This window comes from Shinella yambaruensis, assembly GCF_022899355.1.
Classification (GTDB): domain Bacteria; phylum Pseudomonadota; class Alphaproteobacteria; order Rhizobiales; family Rhizobiaceae; genus Shinella; species Shinella yambaruensis.
In genome coordinates, this window is the sequence record NZ_JALJCK010000016.1 from 17118 (window position 1) to 39525 (window position 22408).

Here is a 22408-nt window from a genome sequence, read left to right on the forward strand (position 1 = left end):
GGTCTCGGCATAGACGGGAAAGAGCCGCGCTGACCTTGGAACGTCAGCGCGGCAAGCGGGCCGGACAGGGGTCCGACAGGGGAGCTAGAGGCCGTTCGACGCCAGGAATGCGGCTGCCACCTCTTCGATCGACTTCTTCCGCACGTCGATCTCGCCGTTCAACTGCTGCATGGTCGCGTCGTCCAGTTTGGCGGAAAGCTGATCGAGGAGTTCGCCAAGCCTGGGATTGGCTTCCAGGACATCGCTCCGGATCGTCGGCACCAGCGCATAGTCCGGGAAGAAATGCCGATCGTCGTCGAGCAGGACGAGGTCCATGGCGGCGATCCGGCCATCCGTCGCGGCAACGACCGCAAGATCGACGTCCCCGTTCTGAAGGGCGGGAAAGACCAGCCCGATTTCCATCGGCCGGATATTCCTCCGGCCCGCCTCAAATCCGTAGGTTTCCTGGAGGCCGAGCAACCCGTCCTGCCGCTTGGGAAACTCCGCGGTCGTTGCCATCACCGGATCCTTGCCGGCATTGTAGGCGGCAGCCAGGTCCGACAGGCTCGCCATTCCGTCGGTCTTCGGATTGTCCCTGCGGATCGCAAGCGCATAGGTGTTGTTGGCGCGCGACGGCGAAAGCCAGGTGATGCCGCGCTCGGCATCCTTTTCCTTGACGATCCTGTAGGTTTCGTCCGGTGTCAGGCGATCGGTGATCTTGTTGAAGTTGACGAGCGCCGTGCCGGTATATTCCCAGTAGACGTCGACCTCGCCGTTCTCCAAGGCGGCGCGGACGATGTTGGTGCCCATTCCGTCCCGCTTGCTCACCGTGAAGCCGTTCTTCTGCAGGAGCTGCGTCGTCATTTCGGCAAGCAGGAACTGCTCCGTGAAATCCTTGCCGCCGACCTTGATGTCCTGCGCCGCGGCCGCGCCTGCGGCGGTCATGGCAAGGCCGGCGACCAGTACGGCCTGAATGGCAGTCTTCATGTTATCGATGATGCGCATCATGTCGTTCCCTTCGTTCTGTCGTTGTTCAACTCACTTGAGGGTCTGCCGCGTCGTTCGATGCCGAAAGCCGCACCGCCGTCTCCCACAGAGCGGCATCGACGCGGACAGGCTGGCTTCTCCCGGATCGCCCGGGAAGCCTCGCCCCTGCGGCCTCATGGGCCGCGGCCAGCCGGCCGATGGCCTCGGGGAAGTGACCGGCGGAGAAATGGCCGGGATCGATCGCGATCAGGAACTGCCCGACGCACGGCGGGCCGCCCTCATCGTTGCCGAAAGGGCTCGCCTCCGTGCTGAGGACCGAACCGGTCAGCGCGGCGGCCAGGATTTCGACAAGGAGGGCGATATTGGCGCCCTTCCGGCCGCCGGCCGGCAGGAGCGAGCCTTCCAGGCCGGTGGCCGCATCGGTCGTCGGCCGTCCATGCCTGTCCTGTGCCCAGCCCGTCGGGATTGCCTCGCCGCGATTGCGGCGGAGGATCATCTCCGTCTTGGTGACGGCGCTCATGCTTTGGTCGACGACAATGGGGGGAGCTTCCGCCGAAGGCACGGCGAAGGCGAGCGGGTTCGTTCCGAAGAGTGCCCGCGTCGCACCGGGCGGCGCGACGGAGGCCGGTGCATTCGACAGGCAAAGACCGATCAGGCCGTTTTCCGCGAGCGGGAGGACGTGATGGGCAAGCGCGAGACAATTATAGGAGTTGCGCACCGCCATCGCCCCGATGCCGGCCCGGCGGGCCGCGTCGACCAAGGCCGGCGTACCGGCCGCGATGGCGGGATGCGCGAAGCCGCATCGCGCATCGACCGTCACCGTGGCGCCGCGTGGCGCCATATCGGGAACGGCCTTTCCATCCACCTTGCCGATCGTCAGATGCCGGCAGAAGATCGGCAGGTAGTAGAGGCCGCAGACACGGTTTCCGCCGGCCTCCGCCCTGGCGATCGCCTGCGCCACGGCGCGCGCGTTGTCGACGGTAGCACCATGCTTCTCCAGCGCGGCAAGGCAGACCGCCTCGATCGTTTCGCGGGTCGTCTCGACCGTGCTCATCGGCCGGCCGCGTAGCGTCTTTCGCCCGCGGCGACGAGGTCGTCGGCGAGGGTGAAACCCAGCCCCGGCATCTTGAAGGCATCGAGCCAGCCGGTCCTCGGGGCAAGGCCCGGGGAGGACACGATATCCTTCTCGACGAGCTGCCACATGATCTGGTTGCCGTCGTCGAGATTGGGGATGGCAAGCCCGATGTGATGTTCGGCGCAGGTGGTGATGCCGGTGGTGAAGGACGAATGGATGCAGATCTTCAGCCCGGCGGATTCCGCCACCGCCGCCGCCTTCATCATCGGCTGTATGCCGCCGATCTCGCGCGGGCCGATGCAGATCATGTCGGCGGCCCGCTGGCGGCAGATCTCGTAGACGTCGTAGAGCGTGAAAGCGGCCTGGTCCGCCACGATCGGAATGCCGACTTTCTCGCGCACATGCGCCATGGCGGGAATGCTCCAGCTCACCGTCGGCTGCTCGATGAACTCGATGTCGTATTTCTCCAGCTTGCGGCACATGTTGATCGCGTCATGCACGCTCCAGCCCTCGTTCGCATCGAGGCGCAGGCGCGCATCGCCGATCTCGCGGCGGACCGCGGCGGTGATTTCGAGGTCCAGCTTCTCGCCGCGGCCGACCTTGAGATAGAAGACCCGCTCGCCATTGGCGTGGCCGGCAGCGGCGTCGCGCGCAAGCTCCTCGGCCGTCTCGCCCTGGAGGAAATAGAAGTAGCCGACCGCCTTGCGGTGCGCACCGCCGAGCAGCTGGTGGACGGGAAGGCCGGCAAGCTTGCCCTGGAGGTCCCACATGGCCATGTCGATACCGGAGAACATCTGGTTGGCGGCCCGCATGATGTTCGCGCCGTGCCCGAGATATTCCCGGTGGAAGATGCGCGCGATGAGCGGGGCCACATCATGCGGCGAATGGCCGACGAGATGGCTGGCGAGGCGCTGGAGGATGGCCGCCGTGCCGGTCTGGTCCGGTGCGACCGTGCACTCGCCGATACCGACGGTGCCGTCATCCGCCTCGATCTCGATGAGATTGACGGCAAAGGATTCCCGAATGCCGTAGGACCAGTGGTAGGGCTGCTTCAAAGGCAGGACCAGCGGACGGATGCGGATGCTTGATATCTTGACCATTCCCGGGATTCCTCGAAACGACGGCCGGCATTGCCCGGCCTCCTGCATGCGGCGGCCGGCTTCCGGCACGCCTCCTCCCCTCCCGCCTGCAGGACCTGCAGGCGGGCGAGACTGATGATGAGACGCGAAAAGCGCCGGCTTACATGCCGAGCGACTTCAGGTAGTCGGCGGCAACGGTCTCGATGGTCTTCTTCTCGACGTCGACCTCGCTGTTCAAACGCTGCATCGTGGCGTCGTCGAGCTTCGTCGAGATCGCTTCGAGCGCGTCCTTGAGATCGGGATGCTCGTCGAGCACCTCCTTGCGCACGACGGGAGTCAGTGCATAGTTCGGGAAGAAGCCCTTGTCGTCCTTCAGCACCTTCAGGCCGAGGGCGGCGATCTGGCCATCGGTCGCCTGTGCGGCGATCGTATCGAGATCGCCGTTGGCGAGCGCGTTGTAGGCGAGGCCGAGATCCATCGGCCGGACATTGGCGCGGCCCGCCTCGAACCCGTAGACCTCCTGCAGGCCGATCAGGCCGTCCGGACGCTTCGGAAACTCGGCGGTCGTGCCCATGAGGATCGGCTTGCCGTCGTTATAGGCCTTGGCAAGGTCGGAGATCGTCTCCAGGCCTTCCGTCTTGGCATTGCCCGGCTTGACGACATAGGCATAGGTGTTGTTCGCCGTGGACGGCGCCAGCCAGACAAGGCCCTTTTCGCCATCCAGCTGCTTGACGCGGTTGTAGGTCTCCTCCGGCGAAAGCCGCTCCGTCACCTTGTTGAAGGTGATGAGCGACGTGCCCGTATATTCCCAGTAGAGGTCCACCTCGCCGTTCTCCAGCGCGGCGCGGACGATCTTGGTGCCCATGCCGTCCTTCTTGTCGACGGTGTAGCCCTTGCTCCCGAGGAGCTGCTTGGTGATTTCGGCGATGATCAGCTGTTCGGTGAAGTTCTTCCCGCCGACGGTGATCGTCGCAGCGAAGGCGGACGTCGCGGCAAGAGCGATGGCCGCCGCCGACAAAAGGGTCTTGGCAAGTTTCGGTACGAAGGTCATTTCAGTTCCTCTCTCTTTTCTTGTTATCGCAACGGATTTATCCCTCGTGGAACGAGGTGGTACTGGATCTGGCCGAAAACGAAGTCGACCAGGACCGCAATCAATGCCGTGGGAATGGCCCCGGCCATCATCATCGGGAGTTCGTCCAGCGCGATCCCGGTGAAGATCAGTTCGCCAAGCCCGCCCGCGCCGATCAGAAAGACCAGCGGCGCCGAGCCGACGCAGATCGCGAGCGCCGTGCGGATGCCGCCGAAGATGACGAAGAGGGCGTTTGGAAGCTCGACACGCCACAGGACCTGCCGCGGCGTCATGCCCATGCCGGTTGCCGCCTCCACGAGGTGGGGCGGCACCGCGCGCAGGCCGGCATAGGTGTTGCGCACGATCGGAAGAAGGGTGGCGGCCCACAGGCCGAACACCGCGGGCACCGTGCCGATGCCGAGCAGCGTCATGGAAAGCGCAAGGATCGCCAGCGTCGGCACGGTGCTGCCGATGTTGAAGACCTGCATCGCCGCCTCGGAAATGGCGCGGAAGGCAGGCCGGGAGAGCACGATGCCCACAGGCACGGCCGTGAGGATGGCAAGTCCACCGGCCCAGGCGACGAGCTCCAGATGCTGTACGGCAAGGTAGGAAATGTCGTCGGAATAGGTGAGGATCTCCTCCGCCATGCCGCTCGACCACAGCCAGGCGACCGCGCCCGCCAGCACGACCAGCACGAGCACCGGGGCGAGCGCGGGGCGGCGGCGTTCCTGTGGCGGCGTGGTCAGGATGGCGGGAGCGCTCATGCGGTCTCCCCGTGGCCGAGATTGTGCACGATGGAACGATAGCTCATCACGCCGGCCAGCCTGCCACCCTCGTCGACGCAGGGCAGCAGGGGCATGTCGTGGGCGAACATCAGCGACACCGCGTGCCGCAGGTCGCCGCTGACCGGCACGGCGCCCTTTACGGGTTCCGCGTGGTCGGCGACCGCACCGGAGCGCGCGCCCGCGACCTGCGCGCTCAGAAGGGACTGTGGCACACCCTCCGCGTCGAGCACAAAGGCGGCGGCGCTGCCCGACGACCGCATGCGTTCCAGGGCGCTCTCGACCGAATCCGAGTTCTGGACCGTTATGAAATCGGTCTGCATGGCATTCCGCACCGGGATGAGCCTGAGGCGCTTGAGCGCCCGGTCGGAGCCGAGGAAATCCTCGATGAAGCTGTTGGCGGGGCGGGCGAGCAGATCGTCGGGCGTTGCATACTGTTCGAGTTTTCCACCACGGAAGATCGCGATCCTGTCCGCCATCTTCACCGCCTCGTCGAGATCGTGCGAGACGAAGATGATCGTCTTGCGGATCGTCTTCTGCATCTTCAGGAATTCTTCCTGGATGACCTCGCGGTTTATGGGATCGATGGCGCCGAACGGCTCGTCCATCAGCATGACCGGCGGGTCCGCCGCGAGCGCGCGCAGGACGCCGACGCGCTGCTGCTGGCCGCCCGAAAGCTCCTTCGGATAGCGCTTGAGAAAGAGGTCGGGCTGAAGGCCCACCAGCTCCAGAAGCTCCTTGGCACGCATGCGCGACTTCCGGCGGTCCCAGCCGAGAAGATCGGGCACGACACAGATGTTCTCCTCGATCGTCTTGTTCGGAAACAGGCCGATCTGCTGGATCACATAGCCGATGGAGCGCCGAAGCTCGATCGCATCGACGGTGCCGGTGTCCTTGCCGTCGATGAAGACCTTGCCGCTGGTCGGCTGGATAAGCCGGTTGATCATCTTCATCGTCGTCGTCTTGCCGCAACCCGACGGACCGAGCAGCACGCAGATCTCGCCGGTGGGAAGGTCGAGGTTGACATTGTCGACCGCCACGAAGGGATTGTGCGCGGGGCCGAAGTGCTTCGTCAGGTTCTCGAGCCGGATCATTGCGTGACGTCCCCCTGGATGCCGCGTGACGTGAGGAGGCGCTGCACGAGCGCCAGGAAAAGGTCGGCGGCGATTGCCAGCAGCGAGACCGCAAGCGCGCCCGTCACCAGCTGGCGGGGATCGGACTGGCTGATGCCCCGCGAGATGAAGGTGCCGAGTCCGCCCGCTCCGATATAGGCCGCAATCGCCGTCACGCCGATGTTCATGACGACGGCGGTGCGCACGCCCGCCATGATGACCGGTATGGCGAGCGGGATCTCGACCTGCCGAAGGCGTTGCCAGGTGCTCATTCCCATGCCCTTGGCCGCCTCGCGCAGCGCCGGATCGACATTGGTGATGGCGGTGTAGGTGTTGCGGATGATGGGAAGCTGGGAATAGAGCACGACGGCCACGACGGCGGGCACATAGCCGATGCCGTGCCCGATCGGCGACAGGAGCGGGATCATCAGGCCGAACAGGGCGATCGAGGGAACGGTGATCATCATCGACGCAAGATAGAGAACGGTATCGGCCGTGCTCTTCGACTGCGTGATGGCAATGCCGATCGGCACCGCCGTGGCGACCGCGATGCCGACGGCCAGGAAGACGATCGAGATATGCTCGATCGCGCGCGCGCCGATGATGTCCAGATTGTCGATGATGAACCGGACGATCTCCATTCGCTGCGGCCTGCCTTTCCTTGACTAGAGTTGCCCGTAGATTTCGGCGGCATTCTCAAACGTGAAGCGCAGGGGCACGGATCCCTCGATCTGCCATGCCTCGACCGTATCGCCGTCCATGAGGGCGCAGGCGGCCTGCGTATCGACGACCGCGCCGCCATAGAGGCGGTTCGCAAGGTTGAGGATGCCCGTCTGGTGCATCGCAAGGCCGCCGCTGCCGCAGGCGTCCTTGACGAGCAGGACATGCAGGCCGAGATTGATCGCGTCCTTGACCGTCGCGTCGACGCAGGCCTCGGTCCACACGCCGGCGACCACCAGCCATTCCACGCCGCGCTCGCGCAGTTCCGCGATGAGCGGACTTTTGCCGAAGGCGCTCGCCTCGTTCTTGACGAGCAGTCGCTCCGACGCCCGCGGAGCGACCTCGGGACAGATCGCCGTCAGCGGATCGTCCTTGTCGCTGAATGCGGAACGCCCGTCCGGTCCCGTCGGATGGAACGGGCGGGCATGGTCGGCGAGATCGACGATGTAGGCACAGTGGAAGACCGGAATGCCGTTGCGCCGCGCCGCCGCCTGGAGGCGGGCGGCATTGCGAAGGACGGTGCCGTATCCTTCCACGAGATAGCGCTCGTCATGGCGATGCTCCTCCTGGAGGTCGATGAAGAGACCCGCAACCTTCGCATGTTCGATCCGCAACGGCTTCCTCATCAAATCTCCCCACTCAGGAATTCATCCTCATAGGGAAAGCGCGACAGCAGCTCCGTGCCGGTTTCCGTGATCAGGATCTCGTCTTCGAGCTTCACGCCCTCACGGCCGCCCTTTTCGCCGATATAGCTCTCGACGGAGACGACCATACCGGGCACGAGATGGCCGTCGCGGCCATAGGTCTCGTAGTCGATCGCATGGGCGATGAACGGCGTCTCGCCGTGCATGCCGACGCCGTGCATCACCGACGTGTAACGCTGATCGACGAAGCGATCGGGTATCTTCCATGCCTTTTCGGCGATCTCGCGGAAGGCCATGCCCGGCTTGACGATATCGATATTGTGCCGAACCTGTTCGTAGGCCATCCGGTAGAGCGATTTCTGGTAGGGCGTCGGCTTGCCGGGGCCGCAGCGGAAGGTGCGCGAGAAATCGGAATAGTAGCCGTAGCAGCCGATCGTATCGGTATCGAGGGCGACCAGTTCGCCGGGTCGGATCTTGCGCCCGCTCGCCTCGTTGAACCAGGGATTGGTGCGCTGTCCGGAACTGAGAAGGCGCGTCTCGATGAACTCGCCACCCTGCCGGATGACCTCCTGATACATGATCGCGAAAAGCTCGTTCTCCGAAACGCCCGGCTTGATCGCCTCGCGAACGGCGGCAACCGCCGCTTCGGCACCGGCCATCGAGACCTGAAGGCACTTGACCTCCTCCGGCGTCTTGACGGCCCTGACGGCAAGGATCTCGCCCTGGCAGTCCCTGACCTCGCAGCCGCGCTTTTCGAGCGCGAGCGCCTGAAGGTGGCTGCAGCGGTCCATGCCGAGCTTCATCGAGCCGCCGCCGTGCTGCTTGAGCAGCTCCGTGATTTCGTCGGCGAACGGCCCGGCGGTCTCGTCGTCCTTGCCGGAAACCGAGGACCAGACGAGCTTGGACGGGCGGGCCTCGTCGATCGTGTCGAGCACCATCGAGACATGATAGCTCTGCGGGTATTCGAAAAGGACGATCGGACCTTCCGTGGGAATGAAGAAATAACGCGTCGAGTTGCGCAGGAAATATCCGAACATGTTGCGCGATCCCGTCGCGTAGCGCTGGTTGTAGGGATCGAAAAGCACCACGGCGCCGTAACCGGCCGCGCGCATCCAGTCGCGAAGCTTCCTCAGCCGCCCCTTGCGCAGCGCATCCGCATCGATGAACGACGGCTCCGTGTCGGAAAGCCACATGCCGCCGGCCGGATCGGCTGCCGCCGGATGGCGCATGCGGTCCTTGAAATCCACGTCTTCCACGCTGTCGGGATCGAATACAACAATGCTCATGGGGCTCTCCTTTTCCAAGAGAATGGAGAAGGACCGGAGCACGCAATTGCGCGAACTCCGCAGATTCTATGCCGAAATCCGCACCCGCCCATTATTTCAGTCCCGCGATTGCACGCGGCGCCTCACCTGCCCGCGAGATGCGGCGGCGCACGCTGTGCGGCACATAGCCAAACCGCTGCTTGAAGGCCCGGGAGAAGGCGGCCGCATTGCCGAAACCGCAGGCGACGGCGACCTCATTCACCGGCAGGCTGGAATGCGTCAGCATGTCTGCGGCCCGGCCGAGCCTCAGATTGCGGTAATAGGCATTGGGCGCCGTCCCGAGCTCGGCCTTGAAGGAGCGCTCAAGCTTGTCGGACGAGACATTGAGGCGACGCGCCAGATCCTCGATCCGCAGCACGTCCTCGATGGCGTCCTCCATCATCGCCACGGCGGAGAGCACGAGGTCGTCGCGAATGCCGCTGCGGATGCGCAATGTCAGCAGCCGTCGGTCGGCGTCGGGCCGCAACGGACTGTGCATGTACCAGCCGGCGACGCCGTCGGCGAGGTCTTCGCCATAGTCGCGCCGGATCATCTCCAGCATCATGTCGAGACTGCCGATCCCGCCGACGGACGTGAAGCGGCGGCGGTCGATGACGAAGAGGTCGGAGCGCATGTCGAGATGCGGGAAAGCCTCCTGGAACGCAGGCTGGCTGGTCCAGTGCAGCGTGCAGGCATGACCGTCGAGCAGCCCCTTGCGCGCGAGGAAGAAGGCTGCGTCGGCGATCGCGCCAAGCTCGGCCCCGGCGCGGAGGTTCTTGCGGATCCACGCCATCTCCTCGTCGGCGACGAGATGCTCGGCATCGCCGCCGGAACACACGACGATCCGGTCGACCTCCGGCGCGCGGCGGACATGGAAGTCCGGCTCGATGCCGATCCCGTTCGACGCCTTGATCCTTTCACCGGCCGCAACGGTGATCCAGGAATAGCATTGCCTGCCGGAGAGCGTGTTCGCCGCACGCAGGGGCTCGATGATGGAGCTGAAGGCCATCAGCGGGAAGTTCGGAAATATCAGAACCGCAAAGCGGATCGGTTCGGACCCTTTCACCGGCTGTTCTCCAAGCTTATGGCTCCCCTGCCCCGATCTCCTCGCGGCGCCGGACGATATAGGCGTCGAGCTCCTCGCGGATGGCCGGATCGAGCGCCGGCTCCTCGTATTCCCGCAAGGCCTGCTGCCAGACGTCGGTCGCGCGTTCCAGCGCATCGCGACCGCCGGCCTCCTGCCAGCTGCCGTAGTTCTGCCAGTTGGAAAGGATCGGCTGGTAGAAGGCCGTCTCGTATCGCGCCATCGTGTGTTCGGAGCCGAAGAAATGTCCGCCGGCCGGCACCGCCTTGATGGCTTCGAAGCCGAGATCGTCCTCGGAGAAGGGCATGGGCGCGAGGAAGCCCATCATGTTCTGCAGGATCTCGACGTCGAGCACGAGTTTCTCGTAGGAGGCCGTCAGCCCGCCTTCGAGCCAGCCCGCCGCGTGATAGATGAGGTTCGCGCCGCCGAGCACCGCTCCCCAGGTCGCCATCCCCGTCTCGTAGGCCGCCTGAAGATCGACGGTATTGGAGGCATTGGCATTCGACGTGCGATAGGGCAGCCCGTATCGCCGGGCGAGCTGGCCCGCGATGATGTTCGCCTTGGTGTTCTCGGGCGTGCCGAAGGCCGGCGCACCGGAGCGCATGTCCACATTGGACGTGAACGCGCCGTACATGACCGGCGTGCCGGGATTGACCAGCTGGGCAAGCGTAACGCCGAACAGCGCTTCGGCATTCTGCTGGCAGAGCGCCGCCGCCAGCGTCACCGGCGTCATGGCGCCCATGAGGGTGAACGGCGTGATGGTCACCGGCTGCCCATGCTCGGCCATGGCGATGAGCCCGTCCGCCATCGCATCATCGAAGAGCCGGGGCGAGTTGACGGAGATGATCGTGATGACACCAGGCGACCGGCGCATCTCCTCGACGCCGATGCCCCGCGCGATCGCCATCATGTTGATGCCGTCGACAGCGCGCCCCCGGCCGATGGCGGTGCAGTGGAAGCTGAGATCGCTGAGCGTGATATTCGCGTTGTAGGTATCGAGGTGGCGCGAATTGGCCGGCAGCTCGATCGGCGCGCAGACCTGGTTCCCGAGGATATGGATCGCGTTGAAGTAATGGGCCAGCCGCGTGAAGTTCCGGTAGTCGGCCAGATTGCCCTGCCGCCGGCCGTTGACCCGGTCGTGCACGTTCGGCGGGCCGGCGACGAGGCCGAAGGCCATGGTGTTGCCGCCGATCGTCAGGCGTTTTTCCGGATTGCGGCTGGTGAGCGTGAAGGCGGACGGCGTGGTGGCCAGCGCCGCCGCGACGATGGTCTCGTCGATGCGGATCGTCAGGTTCTCGCGGTCGACGATGGCGCCCGCCCTCTCGAACAGCGCCATCGCCTTTTCGCTCATCACGCGGATGCCGATCTCGGAGAGAATGCGCATCGAATTGCGGTGAAGCGCCTCGAGACGCTCCTCGTCGAGAAGCTGCATCGGAGGATAGGTGTTGACGACCTCCTGCCACGGCAGCTGCGAAATCCCGCCGCCACCCCGGCCTGCCCGCGATCGCCGGCCGCCGCCGCGTCTGTCACTCATCGAGAACTGCCTTTCACACGCTTGCATCCGCCGCAAGGGGGCAATGACGAGCCCTCGGCATCGGACATGCGTTTATGTTCCGCCTCCCTGGAACTATGGCCAATCCCGACCCGGTCTTCACACGATAAGTTCGGCGGCAATGGCCAAGAAAAACGATGTCATGGCGCATCCCGCACTTGCGCAGCGCGAAGGGACCGGATTAGCCTCGGGCAAAAAGGGGAATCCGCAATGAAGCCGCCGCCGCCACTGAACTATATCCGTTCCTTCGAATGCTCCGCCCGGCACCTGAGTTTCACGGACGCGGCCAACGAACTGGGCTATACGCAGGCGGCGATCAGCAATCATGTGCGCGCGCTCGAACAGTATCTCGGCCGCCAGCTCTTCATCCGCTATCCGCGCAGCCTCAAGCTGACGGAAATGGGGGAGGCCTTTCTTCCCACGCTGCGCCAGGCGCTGAACCAGATCGATTTCGCGACGGAAGCCGTGCTCGCCTCGGCCCGCAACAAGACGGTCGTCATTTCCTGCCCTACCAGCCTTGCCGAAAACTGGCTGGCGAAGTGCGTCGCCGGCTTCAGCCGGAAACATCCCGAGGTGGAGATCCTCCTGCACGGCACGATCTGGGAGGATTCGACGGAACAGATCGCCGATATCCTCATTTCCATCCGCCGCTTCGACAATATGCCGGCAAACGGCAGGCAGCTCTGGAACGACCGGCTCGTGCTTCTCTGCGCGCCCCAGCTCGTGCACGGGCAGAATGCGATCAGGACGCCGCAAGACGTCCTGACATCCAACTGGATCGCCGTGCATGGACGACAGGAATTCTGGCAGGACATGGCCGATGCGCTCGGCATCGACGCCTCCGCGAACGACAAGCGGCTTTCCACCAACTCCACCAATATCGCGCTCGAAATGGCGGCAAGCGGCGCCGGCTGCATCGTGACCACCTGGTCGCTCGCCCGCATCTATGTCGACCGCGGCCTGCTCGTCGAGCCTTTCCAGACCCGCGCCAGGAGCGCGTGGAACTACTACCTCGCAGAAGGGCAGGCATCGAAAGGAACGACCGTCGCGAAGGTACGCGACTGGATCGTCGCCGAAGCGCAGACGGTGATCGGCTGACAGGCCCGGTGCCGCAAAAGGCCGACTTCAGACTAGCCGAGCCCCATCCGGCAACAAGCGAAAATTGCGGGATCAATGACCTCGTTTTATTTGTCCATCCGAGGTCAAAAGCGGCCGATTTCCCGCTCTCGCCGCCTTTTGGAAGCAACCGCCCGCCCCTAGACTGGGCCTGCCGGCACAGGTTCGCCGGTGCAGAGGTCATCAGTTCAAGGCTGGAATTCTATGCGCTCCCACGCTCAAGCGGTCGTCATCGGCGGCGGTCTCATCGGTTGTTCCATTCTCTACCATCTCACCAAGCTCGGCTGGTCCGACGTCGTGCTTCTGGAGCGCAGCGAACTGACGTCGGGCTCGACCTGGCATGCGGCGGCCAATATCCATGGCCTGCACGACTCCACCAATATCAGCCTGCTCCAGCACTATACGATGGCGCTCTACAAGGAGCTGGAGGTGGAGACCGGGCAGGGCTGCGGGATCTTCCAGCCCGGTTCCCTCTACCTCGCGCAGACCGAGGCGCGCGAGCACCAGCTGAGGCTGCAGGAGGCCAAGGCGCGCCGCTACAAGATGAACTTCTACGAGATCGGCCGCGACGAGGCGGAGCGCCTGCACCCGCTCGTCGACTTCGACGGCATCCGCTGCATCATGTACGAGCCGGAAGGCGGAAACGTCGATCCGTCCGGGGTGACGATGGCCTATGCGGCGGGCGCGCGGCAGCGGGGTGCGGAAATCCACCGCTTCACGCCTGTCACGGGCACCGAGGCGCAGCCGGACGGCAGCTGGATCGTGCGCACGCCAAAGGGCGACATCCGCACCCGATGGGTCGTCAACGCCGCCGGGCTGTGGGGCCGCGAAGTGGCCGCCATGGCCGGGCTGGAACTTCCGCTGATGCCGACCGAACACCAGTATTTCGTGACCGAGACCATCCCGGAGATCGCCGCGCTCGACCGGCGGCTTCCCTCCGTCGCCGACCGCGACGGCGAATATTACCTCCGGCAGGAGGGACTCGGCCTGCTGATCGGCGCCTACGAGCGCGACATGCGGTTCTGGGCGGAGGACGGCACGCCGCCCGGCTTCGGCCACGAGCTCTTCCCCGACGACCTCGAACGCATCGAGGAGAACATGCTGCGTGCCATCGACCGTGTGCCGGTCGTCGGAACGGCGGGTGTCAAGCGCGTGATCAACGGGCCGATGATCTGGTCGCCGGACAGCGCAGTCCTCTTCGGCCCCGTGCCGGAGCTGGCGAACTACTTCTGCTGCAACGGCATCATCCCCGGTTTCTCGCAGTCCGGCGGCATGGGCAGGCTCGCGGCGGAATGGATGATCGAGGGCGAGCCGTCGCTCGACATGTTCGGCTGGGACATGGCCCGCTTCGGCCATTGGGCGGGCAAGGCCTTCACGAAGGCGCGCGTGCAGGACCAGTACAGCCATCGCTTCAAGATCCATTTCCCGAACGAGGAGCGCGCGGCCGGGCGTCCCGTCCGCAGTCGTCCGGCCTACGAGAAGCAGAAGGCGATGGGCGCCGTCTTCGGCCTCAACTTCGGCTGGGAGCACCCCCTCTGGTTCTCCGCCGAGGGCGAGCCGAAGGAAGAGACGGCCGGCTTCACCCGCCAGAACTGGTGGGCACCGGTCGGCCGCGAGGCGCGCATGCTGCGCGAGAATGCCGGCATCATCGACATCTCCAACTTCGCCAAATATGCGGTGAAGGGGCCCGGCGCCGCGGACTGGCTGAATGCGCTCTTCGCCAATCGCATGCCGACGGAGGTCGGCCGCTCCTGCCTGACGCCGCTCATCGGCAAGCGCGGCGGCATCGCGGGCGATTTCACCGTGACGAAGCTCGCCGGGGACGAATTCATGGTCTTCGGCTCCGGCATGGCGGAACGCTATCACCAGCGCTTCTTCAAGGCGGTTCCGCTTCCCGAGGACACCAGCTTCACATCGATGACGGAACGCCTCTGCGCCTTCAACGTCGCCGGGCCGAAATCGCGCGAGCTGCTGATGCGCCTGACGAACGAGGATCTTTCCAACGGCAGCTTCCCCTTCATGCGCTCCCGCAGGATGAGCGTCGCCGGCATCGATGTCGTCGCGCTGCGCGTCTCCTTCACCGGCGATCTCGGCTGGGAGCTCTACTGCGGCGCCGATGAGCAGGTGGCGCTCTACGACGCGCTGCTGGAGGCCGGCAGGGACCTGGGTGCAGGCCCCGTCGGCGCACGCGCGCTCACCTCGCTGCGCATCGAAAAGGGCTACGGCAGCTGGAGCCGCGAATATTCACCCGAATACAGGCCGCAGGAAAGCGGCCTCGACCGTCTGATAAAGATCGACAAGGGCGCCTTTCTCAACAAGGACGCCTACGTGAAAATCGCGGCGGAACCCGCAAGGCAAAGGCTCTCGATCGTCTCGATCGAAGCGGAAGAGGCGGACGCCACCGGCGGCGAGCCGATCTTCCTTCCCGATGGAACCCCGGCCGGCCAGGTTTCTTCGGGCGCTTACGGCTACACCGTCGGCATGTCGCTCGCCCTTTGCTACATCAATGCCGACCTGGCGAAGCCGGGCGACAAGGTGAGCGTCGCCATTTTGGGCCGCCCGCATGACGCCGTCATTCTGCAGCAACCGCCGTTCGATGCGGAAGGAACGCGGCTTCGCATGTAGCCGACCCTGCCGCCGCAAGGCGGTCAGACCTCCTCCAGCCCGCGCAGCATCTCGATGACCGCCGAGAAGTCGCGGCCACCCTGGCCCCGCTTCTCGAAAAGCCCGTAGAGCTGCGCCGCCAGACCGCCGAGCGGTGTCGCCGCGCCGGTCGAAAGGGCGGCCTCCTGCGCGAGCATCAGGTCCTTCAGCATCAGCGACGCCGCAAAGCCCGGCTTGTAGCTGTTGTTGGCGGGCGAGCCGGGAACGGGTCCCGGCACGGGGCAATAGCTCGTGAGCGACCAGCACTGCCCGGAGGAGGTGGACGCCACGTCGAAAAGGGCCTGGTGCGAGAGCCCGAGCCTCTCGCCCAGGGCAAAGGCCTCGCAGACGCCGATCATCGAGATGCCGAGGATCATGTTGTTGCAGATCTTCGCGGCCTGCCCGGCACCGGCGCCGCCGCAATGCACGATCCTGCGGCCCATGGCGGCGAGGATGGGCTCGGCCTGCCCGAAAGCGGCATCCTCTCCGCCGGCCATGAAGGTGAGCGTGGCCGCCGCCGCACCGCCCGTGCCGCCGGAGACCGGGGCGTCGAGGGACGGGCAGCCGCGTCCGGTGGCGAGCGCATGCGCCTTGCGGGCGCTCTCCACGTCGATGGTCGAACTGTCGATCATCAGCGTGCGATCCTTCACGAGCCCGCAAAGCTCGCCCCAGACGGACAGGACATGCGCGCCCTTCGGCAGCATGGTGACGACGCATTCGGCATCGGCAACGGCATCGGCAAGCGTCGCGGCCACCGAAATGCCGGCCGCGGCCGCCGCCGCCCGGGATGCCTCGGAAAGGTCGAAGCCGGCGACGGCATGGCCGGCCTTCACCAGATTGGCCGCCATCGGGCCACCCATATTGCCGAGGCCAACAAATGCGATCTTCGTCATGTCTTCCTCACTTCATCCGCAAAAGCGGTTCGTTGCCCGCAAGATAAGCGTCAACCGCGCTCCCTACCGGTTGTCGGCAAGGATCATGTCCGCCGCCTTTTCGGCGATCATGATGGTTGGCGAATTGGTATTGCCGGAGGTGATCCGCGGCATGATCGAGGCATCGGCGACACGCAGGCGGCCGAGCGCGCGCAGCCGCAGCCGCGGATCGACGACGCTCTCGGCGTCGCCGCCCATCCGCAGCGTGCCGACGGGATGGAAGATGGTGGTGCCGATGTCGCCGGCAGCCCGTTTCAGCTCCGCGTCGGTCTCGTAGGACGGGCCGGGCTTGTATTCCTCGGGCCGGAAGCGCGCGAAGGCCGGCTTGGCGACGATCTCGCGCGTCAGGCGGATCGCGCGGACGGCAATGTCCCGGTCGCCCTCCGTCGAGAGATAGTTCGGGCGGATCTGCGGCTGCATGGAAAAATCAGGGCCGTTGAGATGGACCGAGCCGCGGCTTTCCGGCCGCAGGTTGCACACGCTTGCCGTCATGGCCGGGAAACGGTGCACGGGATCGCCGAACCTGTCGAGCGAGACGGGCTGCACGTGATATTGCAGGTCCGGCGTCTCCCTGTCCGGGCCGGAACGGGTGAAGATGCCGAGCTGGCTCGGCGCCATGGACATCGGGCCGGACCGGCGCAGCGCATATTCCAGGCCGATCGACGCCTTGCCGACCAGGCTGCTCGCCTTCTCGTTCAGCGTCGGCACGCCCGTCACCTTGTAGACCAGGCGAAGCTGCAGATGATCCTGCAGGTTTTCACCGACCCCTCGCACCTCGGCAATCACCGGCACGCCCGCCTGCTGCAGTACCTCGCCCCGCCCGACGCCGGAAAGCTCGAGGATATGCGGCGAGCCGATCGCCCCGGCGCTGAGGATGGTTTCCCGCCGCGCCCTGACGTTTCGGGAGACCCCGTCGCGCTGGAACTCAACGCCCGTGACTTCCCCGTTCTCGATCACCAGCCGGCTTGCCTGCGCCTTGGTGAGGATCGTCAGGTTGCTGCGGCCTCTGGCGGGTTTCAGGAACGCCTTCGCCGTGTTCCAGCGAATGCCCGATCGCTGGTTGACGTCGAAATAGGCGGAGCCCTCATTGTCGCCGCGGTTGAAATCCGCCGTCGGCGGGATGCCGGCTTCTTCCGCGGCCTTGCGGAAGGCGTCGAGCACAGCCCAGCGCACGCGCGACGTCTCGACCCGCCATTCGCCGCCGACCCCGTGCATCTCGTCAGCGCCGCCATAGTGGTCTTCCGATTTGCGGAAATAGGGCAGCACGTCCTCCCAGCCCCAGCCGTCACAGCCCGCCTGGCGCCAGAGGTCGTAGTCGCGCGCCTGGCCGCGCATGTAGATCATGCCGTTGATCGAGGAGCAGCCGCCGAGCACCTTCCCGCGCGGATAGTTGAGGGCGCGGCCGTTCAGCCCCTCTTCCGGCTCGGTGCGAAAACACCAGTCGGTACGCGGATTGTTGATGCAATAGAGATAGCCGACCGGAATATGGATCCAGTGATAGTTGTCGCTGCCGCCGGCTTCCAGCAGCAGGACGCGATTGGCGCCGTCCGCCGAAAGGCGGTTCGCCAGCACGCTTCCCGCGCTTCCCGCGCCGACGATGATATAGTCGTATTCCTCCATTCCAGCCTCCGTCGTCCATCGTTCCCGCGCTCGATGGGGAGCAGCAGGTCGCCATGATCCTGATTGTCGCAAGCGGGGCCGGCGGCCGGCCCCGGTTCCCTACCGCCTGTGCTCGAAGCCCAGCCGCCGCCCGAGGCGGGAGGCATAGAACTCGCCGACGACGCCGCGGCGGAAGAGCAGCACGCACGCCATGAAGACCACGCCCGTCACGATCGTTACGGGGAAGTCGGACGTGGCGAGGTAGTTCTGCAAGGTCACGACCAGCCCGGCGCCGAAGACGGGGCCGATGAGCGTGCCGATGCCGCCGAGCAGCGTCATCAGGATCACCTCGCCGGACATCTGCCAGGTGACGTCGGTCAGCGTCGCGAACTGGAAGACCAGCGCCTTGACCCCGCCGGCAAGCCCGGCAAGCGCCGCCGACATGACGAAGGCGCCGAGCTTGTAGTACTGCACCGAGTAGCCGAGCGAGACGGCGCGTTGCTCGTTCTCGCGGATCGATTTCAGGATCATGCCGAAGGGCGAGTTGACGAAGCGCCAGATGATAAGCAGCCCGATCACGAAGACGGCGAGCGTGAAATAGTACATGTTGGTGGAGACCGAGAGGTCGACCAGGCCGAAGAGATGGCCGCGCGGCACGCCCTGGATGCCGTCCTCGCCCTTGGTGAACTCCGCCTGCAGGCAGAAGAAATAGAACATCTGCGAGAGCGCCAGCGTGATCATCGCGAAATAGATGCCCTGCCGGCGGATGGCGAAGAAGCCGATGACGAGGCCGAGCACGGCCGCGCCGAAAACGCCGAACAGCACGCCCAGTTCCGGCGTCCAGTGCCACTCCTTGACCGCATGCGCGGTGAAATAGGCCGCGCCGCCGAAGAAGGCCGCATGCCCGAAGGAGAGCAGGCCCGTATAACCGATCAGCAGGTTGAAGGCGCAGGCAAAGAGGGCGAAGCACAGGAGCTTCATCAGGAACACGGGGTAGAGGAAGGCGGGCGCGACGGCGAGCGCGGCAAGCCCCACCAGGAGGAAACCGAGCCGGATCGAAGACGCCATGGCGCTGTGCGCCTCCGTCCGCCCGCCGGTTTCGGTCGTTTCAGCCATGTCCGCCATGTCACGCATCCTTCCCGAAGAGACCAGCCGGCCGAAGCAGGAGCACGATGGCCATGATGACGAAGATCACGATGTTCGAGGCCTCGGGATAGAAGACCTTGGTGAGGCCTTCGGCGATCCCGAGCATGTAGCCCGTGACGATCGCACCGAGGATCGAGCCCATGCCGCCCACGACGACCACTGCGAAGACCACGATGATGAGGTTCGTGCCCATCAGCGGCGAGACCTGGTAGATCGGCGCGGCGAGCACGCCGGCGAAGGCGGCGAGCGCGGCGCCGAGGCCGTAGGTGAGGGTCAGGAGCAGCGGCACGTTGATGCCGAAGGCCTGCACGAGCACGGTGTTCTCGGTCGCCGCACGAAGGTAGGAGCCGAGCTTGGTCTTCTCGATCAGGAGCCAGGTTCCGAGGCAGGCGACGAGCGAGACGACGACGACCCAGCCGCGATAGTTTGGCAGGAACATGAAGCCGAGATTGGTGCCGCCGGCAAGCGACGGCGGCACCGAATAGGGCTGGCCGGCCGCGCCGTAGAGATAGCGGAACGTGCCTTCGATCGTCAGCGCCAGGCCGAAGGTGAAGAGCAGGCCGTAGAGCGGGTCGAGGTCGTAGAGGCGGCTCAGCATCGTGCGCTCGATCAGCGCCCCGAACAGGCCGACGACGAGCGGCGCGATCAGCAGCGCCAGCCAATAGTTGACCCCGAGATATTGCAGGAGCAGCAGGGCGACGAAAGCGCCCAGCATGTATTGCGCGCCATGCGCGAAGTTGATCACCCGCAGGAGGCCGAAGATGACGGCGAGGCCGAGGCTCAGGAGGGCATAGAACGAGCCGTTGATCAGCCCGATCAGCAACTGGCCGAGGAATGCCTGCAGGGGAATACCGAAGATCGTCGTCATGGCGTCAGACTCCGAGGACTTTGTGGAGCATGGTCATGCGGTCCGGCAGTTCCGAAACCGGGAAATCCGCCACCATCCGGCCATGGTCCATCAGATAGAAGCGGTCGGCGATCTTGCTTGCGAAGCGGAAGTTCTGCTCGACGAGCAGGATGGTCATGCCGCGCGCCTTGAGCTTCCTCAGCACCTCGCCGATGCGCTGCACGATCACCGGCGCGAGGCCCTCCGTCGGTTCGTCGAGGATCAGGAGACGGACGCCGGTGCGCAGGATGCGCGCCATGGCCAGCATCTGCTGCTCGCCGCCGGACAGTTTCGTTCCAGGGCTCGTCCGGCGTTCCAGGAGGTTCGGGAAGAGCTCGTAGATCTCGTCGAGCGCCATGCCGCCATCCGCCACGACCGGCGGCAGCAGCAGGTTTTCCTCGACGGTGAGGCTCGCGAAGATGCCGCGCTCCTCCGGCACGAAACCGATGCCGGCATGGGCGGTGCGGTGAAGCGGCACCGACAGCATGTCGCGGCCGGCGAAGCGGATCTCACCGCGGCGCTGGCGGATGATGCCCATGATCGTTCTCAGCGTCGTCGTCTTGCCGACGCCGTTGCGGCCGAGGATGGTGATCATCTCGCCCTCGCCGACCGACATGTCGACGCCGTGCAGGACGTGGCTTTCGCCATACCAGGCATGCAGGTTGCCGACCTGAAGAAGCGCTCCCATGTCAGGCCTCCTCCGTGCCCATATAGGCGACGCGCACCCGCGGGTCCTCGCTCACCGTCCGATAGTCGCCCTCCGCGAGGATCTCCCCGCGCTGGAGGACGGTCACATGGTCGCAGATGTCGGCGACGACCTTCAGGTTATGCTCCACCATCAGCACGGCGCGATCGCGCGCGACATTGCGGATGATGCCCGCCACGACGGCGACGTCCTCCCCGCCCATGCCGGCCATCGGCTCGTCGAGCAGCAGGACCTTCGGATCGAGCGCCAGCGTGGTCGCGATCTCCAGCACGCGCTTGCGCCCATAGGAAAGGTCCGCCGCCATGACATTGCGTGCCTCCGAGAGGCCGACGGCGGAAATGAGCTGGTCGGCGCGTTCGTTCAGCCGGTCGAGCGCCGACAGCGGCCGCCAGAACTGCGTGGCGAGCCCGTTCGGCCGCTGCAGGGCGACGCGCACATTGTCGAGCACGGAAAGGTGCGGGAAGACCGCGGAGATCTGGAACGACCGCACCAGGCCCATGCGGGCGACGCGGTCCGGCGCCATGCCCGTTATGTCGGTCCCGAGCAGGGTGATCGTGCCGCTGGTCGGGGTCAGGAACTTGGTCAGGAGGTTGAAGACCGTCGTCTTGCCCGCGCCGTTCGGCCCGATGAGGGCATGGACGCGCGCATGGTGCACGTCGAGGTCCACGTTGCTCACGGCGTTGAAGTCGCCGAAGCGCATGCCGAGGCCGCGGGCGGACAGCACCACCCGCGGCTCCTCCTTGCTTTGTGGTACGGCGAGCGTCATCACCAAACCGGCCGCCGCTTACTGCGAGACCAGCGGGCAGCCGCTCTTGGCCGGATCGATGAAGGCCTCGTCGCCCGGAATGGTCGCCAGCACCTTGTAGTAGTCCCACGCCACGTCGCTCTCGCCGGGCTTCTTCACTTCCATGAGGTACATGTCGTGGATCATGCGGCCATTGGCGCCGACCTTGCCGTTTTCGGCGAAGATGTCGTTGACCGGCATTTCATGCAGCGCCTTGGCGACGGCTTCCGTCTCGTCGGTCCCGGCCTTCTCGATCGCTTTCAGATATTGCAGGACGGCGGAATAGGTGCCGGCATGCACCATGTTCGGCATCGCGCCGGTCCGGTCGAAGAAACGCTTGCCGAACTCGGCCGCCTCGGGCGTGCGGTTCCAGTAGAAGCCTTCCGTCAGCGTCAGACCCTGGGCCGCTTCGAGGCCGAGGCCGTGCACCTCTGCGAGCGTGAAGAGCAGCGCGGCGAGCCGCTGGCCGCCGGCGACGATGCCGAATTCCGCTGCCTGCTTGATCGAGTTGGACGTGTCGAGGCCGGCATTGGCAAGGCCGATAACCTTGGCGCCCGATGATTGCGCCTGCAGCAGGAAGGATGAATAGTCCGTGGTCGCCAGCGGATGGCGCACCGCCCCCGAGACCGTGCCGCCGTTCGCCTTGACGAAGTTGGCGGTGTTTTCCTCGAGCGAATAGCCGAAGGCATAGTCCGCGGTCAGGAAGAACCAGGTATCGCCGCCTTCCTTCACGAGCGCGCCGCCCGTGCCGACGGCGAGCGAATAGGTGTCATAGGCCCAATGGAAGCCGTAGGGGCTGCACTGGGCGCCCGTCAGTTCGGTCGTGGCCGCGCCGGTGACGATGTCGATCTTCTTCTTTTCCTTGGAGATCGCCTGGACGGCGAGCGCGACGGAGGACGTCGTCAGCTCCATGATCGCGTCCACCTGCTCGGTGTCGTACCACTGGCGCGCGATGTTCGAAGCGATGTCCGGCTTGTTCTGGTGGTCGGCGGTGATGACCTCGACGGACGCACCAAGCACCTTGCCGCCGTAATCCTCGACCGCCATCTTGGCCGCCTCGTAGGAATACTTGCCGCCGAAATTGGCATAGACGCCGGACTGGTCGTTCAGGATGCCGATCTTCACCACGCCGTCGGACGCGTCGGCATAGGCCGCCGTGGAGCTTGCGAGCAGTACGGCCATGGATGCAATCAATCTGGTACGCATGAT

At 65.3% G+C, this 22408-nt stretch carries 20 protein-coding genes; 2 read left to right on the forward strand and 18 right to left on the reverse strand.

Translation table 11 applies throughout. The features are described 5' to 3' along the window. Positions 1–84: 84 nt before the first annotated feature. The 11 genes from MUU56_RS28185 to MUU56_RS28235 form a co-directional block, all read right to left on the reverse strand. Complete coding sequence (locus MUU56_RS28185; protein WP_244770600.1) at positions 85–984, reverse strand: glycine betaine ABC transporter substrate-binding protein; 900 nt, start codon at positions 982–984, stop codon at positions 85–87. 28 nt (positions 985–1012) lie between these two features. Then, positions 1013–2020, reverse strand: coding sequence for an Ldh family oxidoreductase (locus MUU56_RS28190; RefSeq protein ID WP_244770601.1), 1008 nt, complete (start codon positions 2018–2020; stop codon positions 1013–1015). Further along, complete coding sequence (locus tag MUU56_RS28195) at positions 2017–3141, reverse strand: mandelate racemase/muconate lactonizing enzyme family protein (RefSeq protein WP_244770602.1); 1125 nt, start codon at positions 3139–3141, stop codon at positions 2017–2019. Before MUU56_RS28195 ends, MUU56_RS28190 begins: the two co-directional genes overlap by 4 nt. A 139-nt stretch (positions 3142–3280) precedes the next feature. Next, on the reverse strand, positions 3281–4171 hold the full coding sequence (locus MUU56_RS28200) for a glycine betaine ABC transporter substrate-binding protein (protein WP_244770603.1): 891 nt from the start codon (positions 4169–4171) through the stop codon (positions 3281–3283). Between the two features lie 23 nt (positions 4172–4194). Then, a complete protein-coding gene (locus MUU56_RS28205) occupies positions 4195–4953 on the reverse strand; it encodes an ABC transporter permease (RefSeq protein ID WP_244770604.1) in 759 nt (252 codons plus the stop codon). Beyond that, positions 4950–6065 carry an ABC transporter ATP-binding protein gene (locus MUU56_RS28210; protein ID WP_244770605.1) on the reverse strand — a complete coding sequence of 372 codons (1116 nt, stop codon included), beginning with the start codon at positions 6063–6065 and terminating at the stop codon, positions 4950–4952. Before MUU56_RS28210 ends, MUU56_RS28205 begins: the two co-directional genes overlap by 4 nt. Continuing rightward, a complete protein-coding gene (locus tag MUU56_RS28215) occupies positions 6062–6724 on the reverse strand; it encodes an ABC transporter permease (RefSeq protein WP_244770606.1) in 663 nt (220 codons plus the stop codon). Before MUU56_RS28215 ends, MUU56_RS28210 begins: the two co-directional genes overlap by 4 nt. 24 nt (positions 6725–6748) lie before the next feature. Further along, complete coding sequence (locus MUU56_RS28220; protein WP_244770607.1) at positions 6749–7429, reverse strand: isochorismatase family protein; 681 nt, start codon at positions 7427–7429, stop codon at positions 6749–6751. After that, entirely contained in the window at positions 7429–8733 is a 1305-nt protein-coding gene (locus MUU56_RS28225) for a M24 family metallopeptidase (RefSeq protein ID WP_244770608.1), read from the reverse strand. The genes MUU56_RS28220 and MUU56_RS28225 overlap by 1 nt, the downstream gene beginning before the upstream one ends. Positions 8734–8824: 91 nt before the next feature. Next, positions 8825–9760, reverse strand: coding sequence for a GlxA family transcriptional regulator (locus tag MUU56_RS28230; protein WP_280531213.1), 936 nt, complete (start codon positions 9758–9760; stop codon positions 8825–8827). Between the two features lie 73 nt (positions 9761–9833). Further along, complete coding sequence (locus MUU56_RS28235; protein ID WP_244770610.1) at positions 9834–11369, reverse strand: trimethylamine methyltransferase family protein; 1536 nt, start codon at positions 11367–11369, stop codon at positions 9834–9836. Positions 11370–11597: 228 nt separating this feature from the next. Here MUU56_RS28235 and MUU56_RS28240 point away from each other — a divergent pair, with 228 nt between their 5' ends. After that, a complete protein-coding gene (locus MUU56_RS28240; protein ID WP_244770611.1) occupies positions 11598–12485 on the forward strand; it encodes a LysR substrate-binding domain-containing protein in 888 nt (295 codons plus the stop codon). 222 nt (positions 12486–12707) lie between these two features. Further along, positions 12708–15128: a GcvT family protein gene (locus tag MUU56_RS28245; protein ID WP_244770612.1), complete on the forward strand. Its 2421-nt coding sequence runs from the start codon at positions 12708–12710 to the stop codon at positions 15126–15128. Positions 15129–15151: 23 nt separating this feature from the next. Here the strand turns inward: MUU56_RS28245 and mmsB are convergent, their stop codons facing one another. The 7 genes from mmsB to MUU56_RS28280 form a co-directional block, all read right to left on the reverse strand. Then, a complete protein-coding gene (mmsB, locus tag MUU56_RS28250) occupies positions 15152–16039 on the reverse strand; it encodes a 3-hydroxyisobutyrate dehydrogenase (RefSeq protein WP_244770613.1) in 888 nt (295 codons plus the stop codon). Between the two features lie 63 nt (positions 16040–16102). Then, positions 16103–17698: a GMC family oxidoreductase gene (locus MUU56_RS28255; protein WP_244770614.1), complete on the reverse strand. Its 1596-nt coding sequence runs from the start codon at positions 17696–17698 to the stop codon at positions 16103–16105. Between the two features lie 99 nt (positions 17699–17797). After that, positions 17798–18802, reverse strand: a complete 1005-nt coding sequence (locus MUU56_RS28260) for a branched-chain amino acid ABC transporter permease (RefSeq protein WP_244770615.1) — start codon at positions 18800–18802, stop codon at positions 17798–17800. A gap of 1 nt (position 18803) precedes the next feature. After that, positions 18804–19691: a branched-chain amino acid ABC transporter permease gene (locus tag MUU56_RS28265; RefSeq protein ID WP_244770616.1), complete on the reverse strand. Its 888-nt coding sequence runs from the start codon at positions 19689–19691 to the stop codon at positions 18804–18806. Between the two features lie 4 nt (positions 19692–19695). After that, positions 19696–20397, reverse strand: a complete 702-nt coding sequence (locus MUU56_RS28270) for an ABC transporter ATP-binding protein (RefSeq protein WP_244770617.1) — start codon at positions 20395–20397, stop codon at positions 19696–19698. Between the two features lies 1 nt (position 20398). Then, positions 20399–21181, reverse strand: coding sequence for an ABC transporter ATP-binding protein (locus MUU56_RS28275; RefSeq protein ID WP_244770618.1), 783 nt, complete (start codon positions 21179–21181; stop codon positions 20399–20401). Between the two features lie 18 nt (positions 21182–21199). Further along, positions 21200–22405 carry an ABC transporter substrate-binding protein gene (locus MUU56_RS28280; protein WP_244770619.1) on the reverse strand — a complete coding sequence of 402 codons (1206 nt, stop codon included), beginning with the start codon at positions 22403–22405 and terminating at the stop codon, positions 21200–21202. Positions 22406–22408 lie beyond the last annotated feature (3 nt).

Excerpts from the sequence above, each read along its gene's own strand:
- MUU56_RS28185 (WP_244770600.1), bottom strand. The coding sequence starts at position 984 with ATGCGCATCATCGATAACATGAAGACTGCCATTCAGGCCGTACTGGTC.
- MUU56_RS28190 (WP_244770601.1), bottom strand. The coding sequence starts at position 2,020 with ATGAGCACGGTCGAGACGACCCGCGAAACGATCGAGGCGGTCTGCCTT.
- MUU56_RS28195 (WP_244770602.1), bottom strand. The coding sequence starts at position 3,141 with ATGGTCAAGATATCAAGCATCCGCATCCGTCCGCTGGTCCTGCCTTTG.
- MUU56_RS28200 (WP_244770603.1), bottom strand. The coding sequence starts at position 4,171 with ATGACCTTCGTACCGAAACTTGCCAAGACCCTTTTGTCGGCGGCGGCC.
- MUU56_RS28205 (WP_244770604.1), bottom strand. The coding sequence starts at position 4,953 with ATGAGCGCTCCCGCCATCCTGACCACGCCGCCACAGGAACGCCGCCGC.
- MUU56_RS28210 (WP_244770605.1), bottom strand. The coding sequence starts at position 6,065 with ATGATCCGGCTCGAGAACCTGACGAAGCACTTCGGCCCCGCGCACAAT.
- MUU56_RS28215 (WP_244770606.1), bottom strand. The coding sequence starts at position 6,724 with ATGGAGATCGTCCGGTTCATCATCGACAATCTGGACATCATCGGCGCG.
- MUU56_RS28220 (WP_244770607.1), bottom strand. The coding sequence starts at position 7,429 with ATGAGGAAGCCGTTGCGGATCGAACATGCGAAGGTTGCGGGTCTCTTC.
- MUU56_RS28225 (WP_244770608.1), bottom strand. The coding sequence starts at position 8,733 with ATGAGCATTGTTGTATTCGATCCCGACAGCGTGGAAGACGTGGATTTC.
- MUU56_RS28230 (WP_280531213.1), bottom strand. The coding sequence starts at position 9,760 with ATGGCCTTCAGCTCCATCATCGAGCCCCTGCGTGCGGCGAACACGCTC.
- MUU56_RS28235 (WP_244770610.1), bottom strand. The coding sequence starts at position 11,369 with ATGAGTGACAGACGCGGCGGCGGCCGGCGATCGCGGGCAGGCCGGGGT.
- MUU56_RS28240 (WP_244770611.1), top strand. The coding sequence starts at position 11,598 with ATGAAGCCGCCGCCGCCACTGAACTATATCCGTTCCTTCGAATGCTCC.
- MUU56_RS28245 (WP_244770612.1), top strand. The coding sequence starts at position 12,708 with ATGCGCTCCCACGCTCAAGCGGTCGTCATCGGCGGCGGTCTCATCGGT.
- mmsB (WP_244770613.1), bottom strand. The coding sequence starts at position 16,039 with ATGACGAAGATCGCATTTGTTGGCCTCGGCAATATGGGTGGCCCGATG.
- MUU56_RS28255 (WP_244770614.1), bottom strand. The coding sequence starts at position 17,698 with ATGGAGGAATACGACTATATCATCGTCGGCGCGGGAAGCGCGGGAAGC.
- MUU56_RS28260 (WP_244770615.1), bottom strand. The coding sequence starts at position 18,802 with ATGGCGGACATGGCTGAAACGACCGAAACCGGCGGGCGGACGGAGGCG.
- MUU56_RS28265 (WP_244770616.1), bottom strand. The coding sequence starts at position 19,691 with ATGACGACGATCTTCGGTATTCCCCTGCAGGCATTCCTCGGCCAGTTG.
- MUU56_RS28270 (WP_244770617.1), bottom strand. The coding sequence starts at position 20,397 with ATGGGAGCGCTTCTTCAGGTCGGCAACCTGCATGCCTGGTATGGCGAA.
- MUU56_RS28275 (WP_244770618.1), bottom strand. The coding sequence starts at position 21,181 with ATGACGCTCGCCGTACCACAAAGCAAGGAGGAGCCGCGGGTGGTGCTG.
- MUU56_RS28280 (WP_244770619.1), bottom strand. The coding sequence starts at position 22,405 with ATGCGTACCAGATTGATTGCATCCATGGCCGTACTGCTCGCAAGCTCC.